The sequence below is a fragment of the Streptomyces sp. ISL-94 genome (assembly GCF_018614075.1).
Lineage (GTDB): Bacteria > Actinomycetota > Actinomycetes > Streptomycetales > Streptomycetaceae > Streptomyces.
Window position 1 is genome coordinate 116,635 of record NZ_JAGGOZ010000010.1, and the last position, 16,795, is coordinate 133,429.

The window sequence follows — 16,795 nt, forward strand, 5'->3', positions numbered from 1 at the left end:
GCCCCTCAGTACGCTCCGCGGCCGTCGACGACGGCGCGGATCGTACGGCCCATGACGTCGACGTCACTGGTGAAGGACCAGTTGTCGACGTACTGGAGGTCCAGCTGGATCGTTTCGTCCCACGACAGGTCGGACCGCCCGCTGATCTGCCACAGCCCCGTCATCCCGGGCCGCACGGTGAGCCGGCGCAGTTCGACCTCGCCGTACCGCGCCACCTCCTCCGGCAGCGGCGGGCGCGGGCCGACCAGCGACATGTGGCCTGTCAGTACGTTGAGCAGCTGCGGCAGTTCGTCCAGCGAGGTGCGGCGCAGCAGCCGGCCCACCCGGGTCACCCGGGGGTCGCGGCGGATCTTGAACATCAGGCCGTCGTTCTCGTTGGCCCCGGACAGTTCGGCCTTGCGCGCGTCGGCGTCCACGACCATGGTGCGGAACTTCCACATCACGAACGGGACTCCGTCGCGGCCGATGCGCCGCTGCCGGTAGAAGGCCGGGCCGCGCGAGCCGAGGCGGATCGCCAGGACGATGCCGAGGAAGAGCGGGGAGAGCAGCAGCAGCCCGGCCGCGGCGCCCACCCGGTCCAGCGCCGACTTGAGCAGGGTCTGCACGCCCCGGCTGACTGGCGGCACCACCCGCAGCACGGCCAGGCCGCCGGCGGACAGGGTCTCCAGCCGCTTGACGGAGACCTCCACCAGCCCGGGGAAGACGGCCAGTTCCAGCCCGGCGTCGTGCAGGGCCCAGGCGACCCGGCGCAGCCGCTCCCCCGAGATCCGCGCGCCGGGGGCCACCAGCACCAGGTCGGCGCGATGGCTTGCGACGGCTCCGAGCACGGCCGCGGAGTCGCCGCCGGGCGCCTCGGGCATCGCCGCGCCGAGCCGGGCCGCGACGGGCACTCCGCTGACGAGGGATCCGGCGCCGACCGCCACCACGCCCACGACCACGTACGGATGGTCGGTGCGCGCCGCGAGGTGGGCGATGACGTCCTCGGCGGCGTCGGGCTCGCCGACGACCAGGACCCGGCTGACGGCCTGCGCCTCGCGGCGGGCGGCCGAGAGGTGGCGGTAGGTCAGTTTGTGGCACGCGACGGTGATCAGCAGGGCGGGCAGCAGGGCCCCGAGGGCGGATAACCGGGGGGTGTCCTCCTCCGTCACCACCCGGGCCACGGCCAGGACACCGATGAGAATCAGCCAGTCGTGGAGGACGGGCAGCACTCCGCGGGACTCGCCGAGCGCCCGGGTCGAGTAGCGCCGGCGCAGCGCCTGCACCCCGGTCCACGCCAGGGCGGCGCCGAGGGCGCAGTAGAGGGGTCTGACCTGCTCCGCGGCCTCGAAGACGAGGCCCACGGGGACGGCGGCACCGAGGATGTCGGCGGTGACGGCGGCCGGCAGGTACCAGCGGGCCTTGTCACCGAGGCGCCGTGCGGGCAGAGCTGACCCCCTGGCCGTTCCGGCCACTCTTTGCGCAGGAAAATGGACATGCCTCATGGGCCCCCCTGGCACGTGGTCTATGGCAGCGGCGACGGTCCACGGCTTCCCCAAGCCTCGGACATGTGTCGCACCGGCAAACAGTACGACAAACACCCGTACGGTAAATGCCGTTTGGCTTTACCGGACCTCTTATTGCTCAAGCGTTAGCAACCGGTACCAATCATTCCGAATGACGGGCTCCGCAGGGTCCCACACGAAGGTGAAGAGTTCGGATACCGGATACGTCTCTTCGGACAACGAACCGTTTCCGGCCAACATTTTGACGCGGCCCTGACATTGCGTCCTGTAAGTGGCACTCTTCGACCGTTCATCGCACCAGCCCTGATCTGCCCGGAGGCCCACCCAGCCGTCCGGATACCCCCTTGCAGAAGGAGTCTGCGTTGAGTCCCACCCCCCACAGGCGTGCCACCGCGGCCGGCGCGCTCATTGCCGCGGCAGCCATGCTCGCCGTAGGCATACAGGCCGGCACCGCAACCGCCGACGCCACCGCGTCGCAGGCCCGCACGGCTGCACAGCCCAACCCGGGCGCGGCCAACCGCGCACTCAGCGCCTCGGAGCGTGCGACGCTCCTGGCCGAGGCCAACTCCACCACAGCGCAGGCTGCCAAGGCCCTCGGCCTCGGCAGCGGCGAGAAGCTCGTCGTCCGCGATGTCGTCAGGGACGCGGACGGCACCACGCACACCACGTACGAGCGGACCTACGACGGTCTTCCGGTACTCGGCGGCGACCTGACGGTCCACGCCAAGGACGGCGCCACCAAGAGCGTCACCAAGGCCACCCACCACGAGATCAAGGTCGCCGACACCAGCCCCTTGGTCACCCCGGCGGCCGCGGAGGGCCAGGCGATCGCCGCCGCCAGCGCCGCGGGCTCCAAGGAGGCCAAGGCCTCCAAGGGCGCCCGCAAGGTGATCTGGGCGGCCGAGGGAGTTCCAGTCCTCGCCTTCGAGACCGTGGTCGGCGGCCTCCAGGACGACGGCACCCCGAGCGAGCTCCACGTGGTGACGAACGCCAAGACCGGCGCGAAGATCACCGAGTGGCAGGCCATCGAGACCGGCACCGGCAACACGCAGTACAGCGGCCAGGTGACCCTCGGAACGTCCCAGTCGGGCAGCAACTACACGCTGACCGACGCGGGGCGGGGCAGCCACAAGACGTACAACCTCAACCACGGCTCCTCCGGCACCGGCACGCTCTTCGCCGGCACGGACGACATCTGGGGCAACGGCCTGGCCTCCAACCTGGAGACGGCCGGCGCGGACGCACACTACGGCGCCCAGGTCACGTGGGACTACTACAAGAACGTGCACGGCCGCAACGGCCTGCGCAACGACGGCGTGGCCCCGTACAGCCGGGTCCACTACGGCAACGCCTACGTCAACGCGTTCTGGGACGACTCCTGCTTCTGCATGACCTACGGCGACGGCGAGGGCAACAACAAGCCGCTCACCTCGATCGACGTGGCCGCGCACGAGATGACCCACGGCCTGACCTCGGTCACCGGCAACATGACCTACAGCGGCGAGCCCGGCGGTCTGAACGAGGCCACCTCCGACATCATGGCGGCGGCGGTCGAGTTCTACGCCAACAACCCGCAGGACGTCGGCGACTACCTGGTCGGCGAGAAGATCGACATCAACGGCAACGGCACCCCGCTGCGCTACATGGACAAGCCGAGCAAGGACGGCGGATCCAAGGACTCCTGGTACTCCGGCATCGGCTCCATCGACGTGCACTACTCCTCCGGCCCGGCCAACCACTGGTACTACCTGGCCTCCGAGGGCTCCGGCGCCAAGGTCGTCAACGGCGTGAGCTACAACTCGCCGACCTCCGACGGCCTCCCGGTCACCGCGATCGGCCGCGACGCCGCGTCCAAGATCTGGTTCCGCGCGCTGACGGTCGGCTACTTCAAGTCGAACACCAACTACGCGGCGGCCCGTACGGCCACCCTGCAGGCGGCGGCCGACCTGTACGGCCAGGGCTCGGCCACCTACAACAACGTGGCCAACGCCTGGGCGGGCATCGGCGTCGGCGCCCGCATCGTGAACGGTGTCACGGTCACCAACCCGGGCAACCAGAACACCGTCACCGGCAGCGCCGTCAGCCTCCAGGTCCAGGCCACCAGCACCAACGCCGGTGCCCTGAGCTACGCGGCCACCGGTCTGCCGACCGGCCTGTCGATCAACTCCTCGACCGGCCTGATCACGGGTACGGCCTCCACCGCCGGCACCTACAACACCACCGTCACGGTGACCGACTCGGCGAACCAGACCGGTACGGCGTCCTTCACCTGGACCGTCGGGACCAGCCAGCCGAGCGTCTTCGAGAACACCACGGACTACCAGATCGCGGACAACTCCACCGTGGAGTCCCCGATCACCGTGACGCGCACGGGCAACGCCTCGAGCGCCCTGAAGGTGGACGTGAACATCGTCCACACCTACGTCGGTGACCTGCGGGTCGACCTGGTCGCCCCCGACGGCTCCGTCTACAACCTGCGCAACCGCTCCGGCGGCAGCGCGGACAACATCGTCCAGTCCTTCACCGTGGACGCCTCCTCCGAGGTCGCCCAGGGTGTGTGGAAGCTGCGGGTCGCGGACCTCGCCAGCCTGGACACCGGCTACATCAACAGCTGGAAGCTCACCTTCTGACCCCACCGGGGTGAGGTGAGCACCTGCTGAACCGTTTGACCACGGGGCCGCCCGGGAGAAGACCTCCCCGGGCGGCCCTGTTCCATATGTCAGCCAATCGTGCGGAAGATCGTGCTCAAGAGGTCGTCCTCCTCCGGCCCTTCCCCTTCCCTCTCCTCGCCGGCCTGGTCGTCACGACCGGCGTATTCCGGGCGGCCCTGCTCGCCGCTGCCCTCGTCATCACGGCCGATCGAGTCACCACGGCCCTCGTCGTCACGGCCCTGCTCGCCACGGCCCTCGTCATCACGGCCGTTCCATTCGCCGCGGCCCGCGTCGCCACGGCCCTCGTCATCACGGCCGTTCCATTCGCCGCGGCCCTCGTCGTCACGGCCCGCGCCGTGCTCTTCGACCGGCTTGAAGAAGACCGAGACGGCCTCCACGCCCCGCGCCCGCTCGCCCGGCCGCAGCGTCCGCTCCGCCTTGCCGTCGCACGTGCGGTTGTCGAAGAGCACCGCGAGGGACTCGGTCTCGTTCAGCACCTCGACGGCCGGCTCCGCCTCGGAGGTGCGCGTCAGCACGTAGCAGGTGTCGTTTTGCGCGGGCCGGATCTGCGCGGTGCGGTCGTCGCCGTCCTCGTCGACGAACCGGTAGTGGAGCGTGCCGAGGCTGTGGTCGCCGTGGTCGTCGGCCAGCGACGGGCCGGCGGTGGGCAGGACGAGAGCGAGGGCGCCGGCGAACACGGCGGCGGTGGTACGAATGCGCATGGGAGTCCATTTCTCGGGTTCCGCGGATACCGGGTCCGGTGGCATCCGCAGGGCAGCGTAGGAGCGGACCCCTGTGCCGAAACGATTCGGCGGGCGCAGCACGTTCGAATGTTCACCCGTCAGATGCCCCGGCCACCCGCCTTATGGCCGGGTCGTGTTACCGCCGTGCGCAGTGTGAAGCGGACCGGGCCGCTCATGGAGGACGGGCGGCCGGTGGACCCGCCGCCCGTCCCCTGAGCAACCGCTACCGCAGGAGTACGCCGCCCCCCGCGTCCGTGTCCACCGGGCCCGCGACCAGGCCCAGTTCGGCCGGGCTCGCCAGCAGCGGGTGCGTCGGCAGGATGCGGACCGTGTAGCCGAAGGGCCCCGTACGGTCCAGGGCGAGCGGGCCCTCGTACACCCAGCGCCCCTCCAGGTCGGGGCCGGCGGCCGGCTTGAGCGGGAAGGCCCGGCCGTCCCGGATCACGTCCTGCGGGTCCACCCGCCCGGCGACGGCCTGGACCTCCACGTCCTCGGGTGCGAGCGCGTCCAGGGAGACCTGCACGCGCAGGGTGAGGGTGGCCCCCAGCTCGGCGGTGCCGTTGAGGGGAGCCGCGGCCAGGGCCTCGATGTGCCCGACGCCGACCCGCGGCCAGGCCGCCCGGACCCGCCCCTTCCACCAGGCGAGGTCGCGCGCCGCCTCCGGGGTGAGGGCGCGGTGGGCGAGCGCGGCCGGCGCGTACAGCCGCTCCACGTACTCCCGCACCATCCGCCCGGCCAGCACCTTCGGGCCGAGCGAGACCAGGGTGCGCCGGACCATCTCGATCCACCGCACCGGGAGCCCGGTGCCCTGGGCCCGGTCGTAGAAGCGGGGCGCGACCCGGCCCTCGATCAGCTCGTAGAGAGCGCCCGCCTCCAGGTGGTCCCGGCGGTCCTCGTCCGCCCCGAGCCCGTCGGCGGTCGGGATGGCCCAGCCGAAGTCGGGCTCGAACCACTCGTCCCACCAGCCGTCCAGCACGGACAGGTTGAGGCAGCCGTTCAGCGCGGCCTTCATCCCGCTGGTCCCGCACGCCTCCAGCGGCCGCAGCGGGTTGTTCAGCCAGACGTCGCAGCCCGGGTAGAGCTTCTGCGCCATCGCCATGCCGTAGTCGGGGAGGAAGACGATCCGGTGGCGCACCCGCGGGTCGTCCGCGAACCGCACGAGCTCCTGCACGAGCCGCTTCCCGGCGTCGTCCGCCGGGTGCGCCTTGCCCGCGACCACGATCTGCACCGGCCGGTCCGGGTCGAGCAGGAGACGGCGCAGCCGGTCCGGGTCGCGCAGCATCAGGGTCAGGCGCTTGTACGAGGGCACCCGGCGGGCGAAACCGATGGTGAGCACGTCCGGGTCGAGCACGGAGTCCACCCAGCCCAGTTCGGCGTCGGCGGCCCCGCGCTGGCGCCAGGAGGCCCGCAGCCGGTCCCGCACCTCCTGGACCAGCTGCTCGCGCAGCACCCGGCGCAGGTCCCACACGTCCTGGTCCGGGATGTCGGCGACCGCGTCCCAGCGCGGCGAGCCGCCGACGGACAGCGCGTGCTCCGTCCGTCCGGCGCCGATCTGGCGGGCGCCGACGCGGACGACCTCGGGTGCCACCCAGCTGGGGGCGTGGACCCCGTTGGTGACGGAGGTGATGGGCACGTCGGACGGGTCGAAACCGGGCCACAGCCCGGCGAACATCTCCCGGCTGACCGCGCCGTGCAGGGTGGACACCCCGTTGGCCCGCTGGGCCAGGCGCAGCCCCATGACGGCCATGTTGAAGACGCCCGGGTCGCCGCCGGGGTAGGACTCGGCGCCCAGCTCCAGGATCCGCTCGACGGGTACGCCGTCCAGCTCCCCGCCCTCTCCGAAGTGCCGGGCGACCAAGGCCCGCTCGAAGCGGTCGATGCCGGCCGGGACGGGGGTGTGCGTGGTGAACACGGTCCCGGCGCGGACCGCCTCGACGGCGGCGTCGAAGCCGAGGCCGCGCTCCCGCTCCAGTTCCCTTATGCGCTCCAGCCCCAGGAACCCGGCGTGACCCTCGTTGGTGTGGAACACCTCGGGGTCCGGATGCCCGGTGATCTGGCAGTACGCGCGGACGGCCCGCACCCCGCCGATCCCCAGCAGCATCTCCTGCAACAGCCGGTGGTCGCTGCCGCCTCCGTAGAGCCGGTCGGTCACCTCGCGGGCCGCGGCGTCGTTGTCCTCGACGTCGGAGTCCAGGAGCAGCAGCGGTACCCGCCCGACGCGGGCCTGCCAGATGTGCGCGTGCAGGGCGCGCCCGCCGGGCAGGGTCAGCGAGACCCGGGCCGGGGTCCCGTCCTCCTGGCGGACCAGGTCGAGGGGGAGTTCGTTGGGGTCGAGTACGGGATAGTGCTCCTGCTGCCAGCCGTCGCGGGAGAGGGACTGGCGGAAGTAGCCGTGCCGGTAGAGCAGTCCTACCCCGATGAGCGGGACTCCGAGGTCGCTGGCGGCTTTCAGATGGTCCCCGGCGAGGATGCCGAGGCCGCCGGAGTACTGGGGCAGGGCGGCGGTGATCCCGAATTCGGGGGAGAAATAGGCAAGGGCGGCGGGCAGTTCCGGGCCGTTCTCCTGGTTCTGGTACCACCTCCCGCCGTTGACGTAGTCATCGAGGTCGGCAGCGGCGGCGGTGAGCCGCCGCAGGAACCGGCGGTCGGCGGCCAGCTCCGCCAGCCGGGTGGCGGAGACGGCACCGAGGAGCCGGACGGGGTCGCCGGCGGCGGCCTGCCAGCCCTCGGGGTCGACGGATTGGAAGAGATCGCGGGTCTCGGCATGCCACGACCAGCGCAGATTGCGCGCGAGGTCGGCGAGCGGCAGCAGAGGCTCAGGGAGGACGGGGCGCACGGTGAATCGACGGATAGCCTTCACGTGTTCCACCTTCGCAGGGGATGACGGATCGGAGCGGCCGCACCACGCTGTGCATCCGCGCATCACCCCCGGAAGGCTAGCGTCGCCGGACCCCCGCGACCATGCCGCCTCCGGAGCCCGGCCGGGCTCCGCGGCCCTCGCCGGGCACCCCCGCACGGTCGCCGGCCACAAGGGGCACCTTCCCGTGGTCCCGCTCCACGAGCGGCTGGAGATCGTGCGCGCGGTGGACCACGTCGACGAGGCGGTGGCCGACTCCACGATGGAGAAGATGGAGGCCTGGCGGCAGGTCGGCTTCCACCGCCTGTTCAAGGGCGAGGACTGGAAGGGCACCGCCCGCGGCGCCCAGTGGGAGCGCGACTTCGCCGCCGTGGGCGTCGAGGTGGTCTACCTCCCGTACACGGTGCACGTCTCCAGCACGAAGCTCCGCCGGATGCTCGACGTCCTGGTCGAGGCGAACGACCGCCGCTAGTCCGTCCCTCCCCGCTCCGCCCCCTGTCCGGTCCCGGGCCGCCGCCGCGACGGGCCGGGCGTCCACGTTTTCGTCCCACACCGTGAGATCCCCGGCATCCGGGCCGGCTGGCTCCCGCGCTCCGGGCCGTGCCGATCCGGTCAACTCAGGCAGGTTCACGCAGGGGTACAGATTGGCCCGCGGCGGACAGCATTCATCCGCTTCCTTCCGCTTTCGTACCGCCGTCCCGCGGCCCGGGAGGGGGTCGAGTGACGGGCGGGGTCAGCGTGGCGTGTCGCCCCATCAGGTAGTCCTGGCCGACTTGACGGAGCCCGGGCGGATCTCGTCCGAGCGCTGGGTAAAGCCCGTGCCACTACGTACGAGTAGTTGACCGAGCGCGCGGATTGGGCGGGGAGAGAGTGGGAAGGGCTCACCGGGTACACGTCGTACACGCACGGCGCACCCGCCCCCAACCTCTCCCCGCCACCCGAGTGAACGCGGACAGGAGCGGCCATGCCCGCAGCCCAGCCGTCCACCGAGCGGCTAGAAACAGAGCGAACAGAGCGTGCACTACCAGCCGGGACACCGGCTGGCCTGTCGTCACCGAGCCCTGCGAACTGCCCCCAGGTGAGCCCATCATGATCGGTCGCATTCCCGTGCTGGACGTCCGCCCCGCCGTCGACTGCGGCGCCAGACCCGCCAAGGCGGTGGTGGACGAGGTATTCGAGATCTCCGCCACCGTGTTCCGCGAAGGACACGACGCCGTAGCCGCCCACGTCGTGCTCCGAGACCCGAGCGGGCGGCTGCGGCCCCCCGTGCCCATGCGGGAGCTCGCCCCCGGCACCGACCGGTGGGGGGCCCGGGTCTCCGCCGAGGTCGAGGGGAGGTGGACGTACACCGTCGAGGCCTGGAGCGATCCGGTGGCCACCTGGCGTGCCCATGCCGCCATCAAGATCCCGGCCGGGATCGACACCGGGCTCATGCTCCTCGAAGGCGCGGACCTCTACGAGCGGGCCGGCACCCGGATGCCCAAGCGCGACGGCCGCCAGGACGTGCTCGCCGCCGCCGAGACCATGCGGGACGAGGACCTGGAGGTCTCCGTACGGTACGCGGCCGCCCTCGCACCGGCCGTCGACGCCGCCCTCGCCCGGCGCCCGTACCGCGAGCTGGTCAGCGCCTCCAAGCCCCTGCGGCTGGTGGTCGAGCGCAAGCGCGCCCTCTTCGGCTCCTGGTACGAGATGTTCCCCCGGTCGGAGGGGGCCGTGGTCGAACCGGGCAAGACCCCCGTCAGCGGGACCTTCCGGACCGCCGCCGAGCGGCTGCCGGCGATCGCCGCCATGGGCTTCGACGTGGTCTACCTGCCGCCCATCCACCCCATTGGCAGCACCTACCGCAAGGGCCCCAACAACACGCTGTCCGCGGGCAGTTGGGACCCGGGTGTGCCGTGGGCCATCGGCTCCACCGAGGGCGGCCACGACGCCGTCCACCCCGAGCTCGGCACCATCGAGGACTTCGACGCCTTCGTCGCGCGCGCCCGCGAGCTGCACCTGGAGGTCGCCCTGGACTTCGCCCTCCAGTGCTCCCCGGACCACCCGTGGGTGGAGAAGAACCCGCAGTGGTTCCGCCACCGCGCCGACGGGACGATCGCGTACGCCGAGAACCCGCCGAAGAAGTACCAGGACATCTACCCCATCCACTTCGACGCCGACATGGCCGGCATCGTCGAGGAGACCTGCCGGATCCTGCGGTACTGGATGGACCACGGCGTCCGCATCTTCCGCGTGGACAACCCGCACACCAAGCCCGTGGTCTTCTGGCAGAAGGTCATCGCGGACATCAACAAGTCCGACCCGGACGTGATCTTCCTGGCCGAGGCCTTCACCCGGCCCGCGATGATGCGCGCGCTCGCCGCCGTCGGCTTCCAGCAGTCGTACACGTACTTCACCTGGCGCAACACCAAGGCCGAGATCACCGAGTACCTGACCGAGCTGTCCGACACCCGCTCGGCCTCCGTCATGCGGCCGAACTTCTTCGTCAACACCCCGGACATCCTCCACGCCTACCTCCAGCACGGCGGCCGCCCCGCCTTCGAGGTGCGCGCGGTGCTCGCCGCCACCCTCTCCCCCTCCTGGGGCGTCTACGCCGGCTACGAGCTCTGCGAGAACGAGCCGGTCCGGGAGGGCAGCGAGGAGTACATGAACTCGGAGAAGTACGAGTACCGGCCGCGCGACTGGGCCGCCGCCGAGCGCGAGGGCCGCACCATCGCCCCGCTGATCACCACGCTGAACCGGATCCGCCGCCGCAACCCCGCCCTCCAGCAGCTGCGCGACATCCACTTCCACTCGACCGACAACGAACAGGTGATCGCCTATTCGAAGCATGCCGGCGCCAATTCCGTACTGGTGGTCGTCAACCTCGATCCGCACCACACCCACGAGGCGACCGTGTCGTTGGACATGCCGGTACTCGGCCTCGACTGGCACGGGTCCCTCGCGGTGCGCGACGAGCTCACCGGCGAGACCTATCACTGGGGCAGGGCGAACTACGTGCGCCTAGAGCCGGGCCGTACGCCCGCGCACGTACTGGCCGCTCTGCGACCGTCCCCGCCCACCGGAGGGTCACCCACCACATGATGATCAACGACCCCGTCCACGACACGTTCGAGGACACCCCCGCCAAGGACCGCGATCCCGACTGGTTCAAGCGGGCCGTCTTCTACGAGGTCCTCGTCCGCTCCTTCCACGACAGCAACGGCGACGGCGTGGGGGACCTCCAGGGGCTCACCGCCAAGCTGGACTACCTCCAGTGGCTCGGCGTCGACTGCCTCTGGCTGCCGCCCTTCTTCGCCTCACCCCTGCGCGACGGGGGCTACGACGTCTCCGACTACACCTCGGTGCTCCCCGAGTTCGGCGACCTCGCCGACTTCGTGGAATTCGTGGACGCGGCGCACACCCGCGGCATGCGGGTGATCATCGACTTCGTCATGAACCACACCAGCGACCAGCACGAATGGTTCCTGCAGTCGCGCAAGGACCCGGACGGGCCGTACGGCGACTACTACATGTGGGCGGACAACGACAAGCAGTACCAGGACGCCCGCATCATCTTCGTCGACACCGAGACCTCGAACTGGACGTACGACCCGGTACGCAAGCAGTACTACTGGCACCGCTTCTTCTCGCACCAGCCGGACCTGAACTTCGAGAACCCGGCCGTGCAGGAGGAGATCATCTCCGCACTGCGCTTCTGGCTGGACCTCGGCATCGACGGCTTCCGCCTCGACGCCGTGCCCTACCTCTACGCCGAGGAGGGCACCAACTGCGAGAACCTCCCCCGCACCCACGCGCTCCTCAAGCGGGTCCGGGCGGAGATCGACGCGCACTACCCGGACACCGTGCTGCTCGCCGAGGCCAATCAGTGGCCCGAGGACGTCGTCGACTACTTCGGCGACTTCTCGAAGGGCGGGGACGAATGCCACATGGCCTTCCACTTCCCGGTCATGCCGCGCATCTTCATGGCCGTCCGAAGAGAGTCCCGCTACCCCGTCTCCGAAATCCTGGCCAAGACCCCGGCGATCCCGGAGCGCTGCCAGTGGGGCATCTTCCTGCGCAACCACGACGAGCTCACCCTCGAGATGGTCACCGACGAAGAGCGCGACTACATGTACGCCGAGTACGCCAAGGACCCGCGGATGCGGGCCAACATCGGCATCCGGCGCCGCCTCGCCCCGCTGCTGGACAACGACCGCAACCAGATGGAGCTGTTCACCGCCCTCCTGCTGTCGCTGCCCGGCTCGCCGGTGCTCTACTACGGCGACGAGATCGGCATGGGCGACAACATCTGGCTGGGCGACCGCGACGGCGTCCGCACGCCCATGCAGTGGACCCCGGACCGAAACGCCGGTTTCTCCTCCTGCGATCCGGGCAGGCTGAACCTGCCGGTCATCATGGACCCGGTCTACGGGTACCAGGTCACCAATGTCGAGGCCGCGATGGCATCGCCCTCCTCACTGCTGCACTGGACCCGCCGGCTGATAGAGATCCGCAAGGCGAACCCCGCCTTCGGGCTCGGCTCGTACACCGAACTGCCCTCGTCCAACCCGGCTGTACTCGCGTTCCTGCGCGACTTCGGGGACGACCTGGTGCTGTGCGTGCACAACTTCTCGCGCTTCGCGCAGCCCACCGAGCTGGACCTGAGGTCGTTCAACGGACGGGTCCCGGTGGAGCTCACAGGTGATGTGCGCTTCCCGCCGATCGGCGAGTGGCCGTACCTGCTCACCCTGGCGGGCCACGGCTTCTACTGGTTCCGGCTGCATACGGAGCAGCGCGCCGAGCAGTAGCCCGGTACGGGGCGGGCAGCTCAAACGGGTCAATCGCCCGCCCTGTACGGACCATCCTGACCCGACACTCGCACATACCGGAGAAGCAACTGCCGCACATCCCGGACACTCTGCGCACTCTGTGACGGCCCGGGGAAAGGACGCGACGCCATGTCGGAGGCTGCATCCGCCCGGAGCCGGCTGACGGCCGACCGGGCCGCCGGGATCGGCCCGCTGGAACCGATGCTGCGGGCCTGGCTGCCCACACAGCGCTGGTTCGCGGGCAAGGGCCGCCCCATCAGCAGGCTCAGGGCCGTATCGACGGCCGAACTGCTGCCGCCGGGCTCGAACCCCGGAATGCTGCACGTGCTCCTCGACGTGGACGGGGACTGCTACCAGCTGCTGCTGGGCATCCGGCCGTCGCTGCCGCCCGCCCTCGCGCCCACGCTGATCGGCCACGCCGAGCACGGCCCGTTCGCGGGGCGCGCGGTGTACGAGGCGCTGGGCGATCCGCGCCTCGCGGCCATGCTGCTGGAGCGGCTGCGCTCCCCCGGCGCCCTCGGTCCGCTGCGCTTCGACCGGGACCCGGAGGCGCCGATCCAGGCCGGGCTCGCTCCCCGGCAGCTGTCCGGCGAGCAGACCAACTCCTCGCTGATCTACGGGGATTCGTACATCCTGAAGGTCTTCCGGCGGGTCGGCCCCGGGGTCAATCCGGACCTGGAGCTGCCCAGAGCCCTGGCCGCCGCCGGCTGCACCCGGGTCCCGGCGCCCGTCGCCTGGTACGAGGCCGAGCTGCCCAGGAGCGAGCCGCTGACCCTGGGCGTGCTCCAGCCGTACCTGCGCGGCTCCGACGACGGCTGGCAGCTCGCGCTGCGCCGGCTCGGCGCCGGGGCGGACTTCACCGCCGAGGCGCACGCGCTGGGCCGGGCCACCGCCGAGGTGCACAGCGCGCTCGCCGCCGCCCTGCCCACCGTCGCGCTCGGGCCGGAGCAGACGGCCCGGCTCGCCGCCGGGATGACGGCCCGGCTGGCCGCCACGGCCCGCGAGGTGCCGGCGCTGCGGCCCTACGAGTCGGGGCTGCGGGGGGCGTTCGACGCGCTGGCCGCCTCCCGGGGCTCCGGGGTGCCCGCCCAGCGGATCCACGGGGACCTCCATCTGGGCCAGACCCTGCGCACCCTCGACGGCAGCTGGTCGTTGATCGATTTCGAGGGCGAGCCGGCCCGGCCCCTGGCCGACCGGCGCCGCCCCGAGCCGGCGGTGCGGGACATCGCCGGGATGCTGCGCTCCTTCGACTACGCCGCCCGCTCGCACCGGCCGTTCGCACCCGCCTGGGCGGACGACTGCCGGGCCGCCTTCTGCGAGGGCTACGCCCGCACCACGGGCAGCGACCCCCGGGAGGACCCCGTGCTGCTGCGGGCGTACGAGACCGACAAGGCGGTGTACGAGGCGCGCTACGAGTCCCGGCACCGCCCCGACTGGCTGCACGTCCCGATGGCCGCGATCCGGCGGCTCTCGGAGCCCCAGCGGCCCGCCCACCGGATGCCGCCGCCCCCGCCCGCCCCCGGCTCCATCGCCCCGCACCCCACCGCCCATCAGAAGCCCCCGAGGAGGCCGCTCGCGTGAGCGCCGCACGACAGCCGTCGCCGACCGAGGTCCGCGACGAAGACGCACCCGCCGTCCCGGCCGCTCCGGGCAAACCGCGCGCGCCCCGTGCCCGCCGCACCGCGCCTCCCCACGGGGTCCGGCCGGCACCCCCGCTCGACGGGGAGGAACGGGCCCGGCTGCTGGAGGGCCGGCACCACGATCCGCACGCCGTGCTCGGCGCCCACACCCAGCGGGGCGGGGTGGCCTTCCGCGTCCTGCGCCCGTACGCCAAGGCGGTCACGGTCATCGCCAAGGGGCTGCGGGCCGAGCTCCACGACGACGGCGACGGACTGTTCTCCGGGCTGCTGCCGCTGACCGAGGTGCCGGACTACCGGCTCCTGGTGGCGTACGACGGCGCGGAGACAGAGGTCCACGACCCGTACCGGTTCCTGCCGTCCCTCGGCGAGCTGGACCTGCACCTGATCGGCGAGGGCCGGCACGAGCAGCTGTGGAAGGCGCTGGGCGCCGAGCCGATCGAGCACCAAGGGGTGCCCGGGACCCGGTTCACGGTGTGGGCGCCGAACGCCCAGGGGGTCCGGGTCGCCGGGGACTTCACGTGCTGGGACTCCGTCGCCTTCCCGATGCGCTCGCTCGGCGCGAGCGGCGTGTGGGAGCTCTTCCTGCCCGGCGTGGGCGCCGGGGCGCTCTACAAGTACGACATCACGCGCCCCGACGGCAGCCGCACCCTGCGCGCCGACCCGATGGCCCGCTCCGCGGAGGTGCCGCCGGCCACCGCCTCGGTGGTCACCGCCTCCCGCTACACGTGGGAGGACGCCGAGTGGATGGCGAACCGCGGCGCCCGGCCCCTGCACCAGGCCCCCTTCTCGGTGTACGAGGTGCACCTGGCCTCCTGGCGGCCCGGGCTCTCGTACCGGCAGCTCGCCGAGCAGCTCCCGGCCTATGTGAAGGAGCTCGGCTTCACGCACGTCGAGCTGATGCCGATCGCCGAGCACCCCTTCGGCGGCTCGTGGGGCTACCAGGTCACCGGCTTCTACGCGCCGACCTCCCGGATGGGCGCGCCGGACGACTTCCGCTTCCTGGTCGATGCGCTGCACCGGGCCGGGATCGGGGTGATCGTCGACTGGGTGCCCGCGCACTTCCCGCGCGACGACTGGGCGCTCGCCGAGTTCGACGGGCGGCCGCTGTACGAGCACGAGGACCCGCGGCGGGCCGCGCACCCGGACTGGGGAACGCTGGAGTTCGACTACGGGCGCAAGGAGGTCCGCAACTTCCTCGTCGCCAACGCCGTGTACTGGTGCGAGGAGTTCCACGTGGACGGGCTGCGCGTGGACGCGGTGGCCTCGATGCTCTACCTGGACTACTCGCGCCAGGAGGGCGAGTGGTCGCCGAACGAGCACGGCGGGCGGGAGAACCTGGACGCGGTGGCGTTCCTGCAGGAGATGAACGCCACCGTGTACCGGCGCTGCCCGGGCGTGGTGACGATCGCGGAGGAGTCCACCGCGTGGAACGGGGTGACCCGGCCGACGGACTCGGGCGGCCTGGGCTTCGGCCTGAAGTGGAACATGGGCTGGATGCACGACACCCTGCGCTACATGTCGAAGGAGCCGGTGCACCGCAAGTACCACCACCACGACATGACCTTCGGAATGGTCTACGCGTTCAGCGAGAACTACGTGCTGCCGATCTCGCACGACGAGGTGGTGCACGGCAAGGGCGCGCTGGTGTCGAAGATCCCCGGGGGCGACTGGTGGCAGCAGCGGGCCGCGCACCGCGCCTACCTGGGCTTCATGTGGGCCCACCCCGGCAAGCAACTCCTCTTCATGGGGCAGGAGTTCGCCCAGGGCTCCGAGTGGTCGGAGGCGCACGGCCCGGACTGGTGGCTGCTGGACTCCTCCTACTCGGCGGCCGGCGACCACCGGGGCGTACAGACGCTCGTCGGCGAGCTGAACCGCACCTACACGGCGACGCCCGCCCTGTGGGAGCGCGACAGCGTGCCGGAGGGCTTCGCCTGGGTGGAGGCGGAGGCCGCCGAGGATAACGTCTACGCCTTCCTGCGGTACGCACAGGACGGCTCGCAGCTCCTGTGCGTGTCGAACTTCTCGCCGGTGGTCCGGCACGGGTACCGGATCGGGGTGCCGGAGGAGGTCCCGATGTGGCGGGAGGTCCTCAACACGGACGAGGAGCAGTACGGGGGCAGCGGCGTGCGCCACCTGCAGCCGCTGCGCCCCGAGCCGGTGCCGGCGCAGGGCCGGCCGGTGAGCCTGCGGATGACGCTCCCGCCGCTGGCCACGGTTTGGCTCAGGCCGTAGCGGCCGTTCCGGCGGCCCGGGCCAACTGCTCCTCCAGCTCCTGGAGCAGCTTGCGCTTGGCCCGGGCCCCGACCATCTGCCGGACGGGCTCGCCGTCGCGGAAGACGAGCAGCGTCGGCATGGACAGCACCCCGTACCGCGTGACGGTCTCCGGGTTGGTGTCGGCGTCGATCTGCACGACCTTGAGCCGGTCGGCCTCCTCGGCGGCGGCGAGCTGCCGCGCGACCTGGTCCCGTACGTCGGCCAGCCGGCCGATCAGCCCGTCCAGCTCGGCGAGCTTGCGCCGGTAGACGGCGAGCGAGGCGGGGCTGGGGGCACCTCCCAGCGGTAGCTGGGGGAGAGTCACCGGCCGGATGGCC

10 protein-coding genes are annotated in these 16,795 nt (G+C 71.5%); 6 read left to right on the plus strand and 4 right to left on the minus strand.

From position 1 onward, the window contains the following. Positions 1–5: 5 nt before the first annotated feature. Positions 6–1,481: a sugar transferase gene (locus J7E94_RS03465; RefSeq protein ID WP_215012179.1), complete on the minus strand. Its 1,476-nt coding sequence runs from the start codon at positions 1,479–1,481 to the stop codon at positions 6–8. A 443-nt stretch (positions 1,482–1,924) separates the two neighbouring features. Here J7E94_RS03465 and J7E94_RS03470 point away from each other — a divergent pair, with 443 nt between their 5' ends. Beyond that, complete coding sequence (locus J7E94_RS03470; RefSeq protein ID WP_374224387.1) at positions 1,925–4,132, plus strand: M4 family metallopeptidase; 2,208 nt, start codon at positions 1,925–1,927, stop codon at positions 4,130–4,132. 89 nt (positions 4,133–4,221) lie between these two features. Here J7E94_RS03470 and J7E94_RS03475 read toward each other — a convergent pair whose 3' ends face one another. Together J7E94_RS03475 and glgP are read right to left on the minus strand one after the other, a co-directional pair. Continuing rightward, positions 4,222–4,875 carry a hypothetical protein gene (locus J7E94_RS03475; protein ID WP_215012181.1) on the minus strand — a complete coding sequence of 218 codons (654 nt, stop codon included), beginning with the start codon at positions 4,873–4,875 and terminating at the stop codon, positions 4,222–4,224. A gap of 244 nt (positions 4,876–5,119) precedes the next feature. After that, the gene (gene glgP, locus J7E94_RS03480; RefSeq protein WP_215012182.1) at positions 5,120–7,756 is read right to left on the minus strand and encodes an alpha-glucan family phosphorylase; all 2,637 of its coding nucleotides are present in this window, start codon (positions 7,754–7,756) and stop codon (positions 5,120–5,122) included. Positions 7,757–7,940: 184 nt separating this feature from the next. Here glgP and J7E94_RS03485 point away from each other — a divergent pair, with 184 nt between their 5' ends. The 5 genes from J7E94_RS03485 to glgB all read left to right on the plus strand — a co-directional run bounded on the left by J7E94_RS03485 (position 7,941) and on the right by glgB (position 16,436). Next, positions 7,941–8,225 (plus strand): glycerol-3-phosphate cytidylyltransferase, encoded by a 285-nt coding sequence (locus J7E94_RS03485; protein WP_215012183.1) that lies wholly within the window; start codon positions 7,941–7,943, stop codon positions 8,223–8,225. 617 nt (positions 8,226–8,842) lie between these two features. Further along, entirely contained in the window at positions 8,843–10,837 is a 1,995-nt protein-coding gene (locus tag J7E94_RS03490; protein WP_215012184.1) for an alpha-1,4-glucan--maltose-1-phosphate maltosyltransferase, read from the plus strand. Further along, the gene (gene treS / locus J7E94_RS03495) at positions 10,834–12,543 is read left to right on the plus strand and encodes a maltose alpha-D-glucosyltransferase (protein ID WP_215012185.1); all 1,710 of its coding nucleotides are present in this window, start codon (positions 10,834–10,836) and stop codon (positions 12,541–12,543) included. Before J7E94_RS03490 ends, treS begins: the two co-directional genes overlap by 4 nt. Positions 12,544–12,693: 150 nt before the next feature. Further along, entirely contained in the window at positions 12,694–14,145 is a 1,452-nt protein-coding gene (locus J7E94_RS03500; RefSeq protein WP_308344480.1) for a phosphotransferase, read from the plus strand. Next, positions 14,142–16,436, plus strand: coding sequence for a 1,4-alpha-glucan branching enzyme (gene glgB / locus J7E94_RS03505; protein ID WP_308344482.1), 2,295 nt, complete (start codon positions 14,142–14,144; stop codon positions 16,434–16,436). The genes J7E94_RS03500 and glgB overlap by 4 nt, the downstream gene beginning before the upstream one ends. Here the strand turns inward: glgB and J7E94_RS03510 are convergent. Further along, positions 16,426–16,782, minus strand: coding sequence for a thioredoxin family protein (locus J7E94_RS03510; protein WP_374224386.1), 357 nt, complete (start codon positions 16,780–16,782; stop codon positions 16,426–16,428). The two genes, glgB and J7E94_RS03510, sit on opposite strands and share 11 nt — an antisense overlap. Positions 16,783–16,795: the final 13 nt, after the last annotated feature.

Excerpts from the sequence above, each read along its gene's own strand:
- J7E94_RS03465 (WP_215012179.1), bottom strand. The coding sequence starts at position 1,481 with ATGAGGCATGTCCATTTTCCTGCGCAAAGAGTGGCCGGAACGGCCAGG.
- J7E94_RS03470 (WP_374224387.1), top strand. The coding sequence starts at position 1,925 with ATGCTCGCCGTAGGCATACAGGCCGGCACCGCAACCGCCGACGCCACC.
- J7E94_RS03475 (WP_215012181.1), bottom strand. The coding sequence starts at position 4,875 with ATGCGCATTCGTACCACCGCCGCCGTGTTCGCCGGCGCCCTCGCTCTC.
- J7E94_RS03490 (WP_215012184.1), top strand. The coding sequence starts at position 8,843 with ATGATCGGTCGCATTCCCGTGCTGGACGTCCGCCCCGCCGTCGACTGC.
- treS (WP_215012185.1), top strand. The coding sequence starts at position 10,834 with ATGATGATCAACGACCCCGTCCACGACACGTTCGAGGACACCCCCGCC.
- J7E94_RS03500 (WP_308344480.1), top strand. The coding sequence starts at position 12,694 with ATGTCGGAGGCTGCATCCGCCCGGAGCCGGCTGACGGCCGACCGGGCC.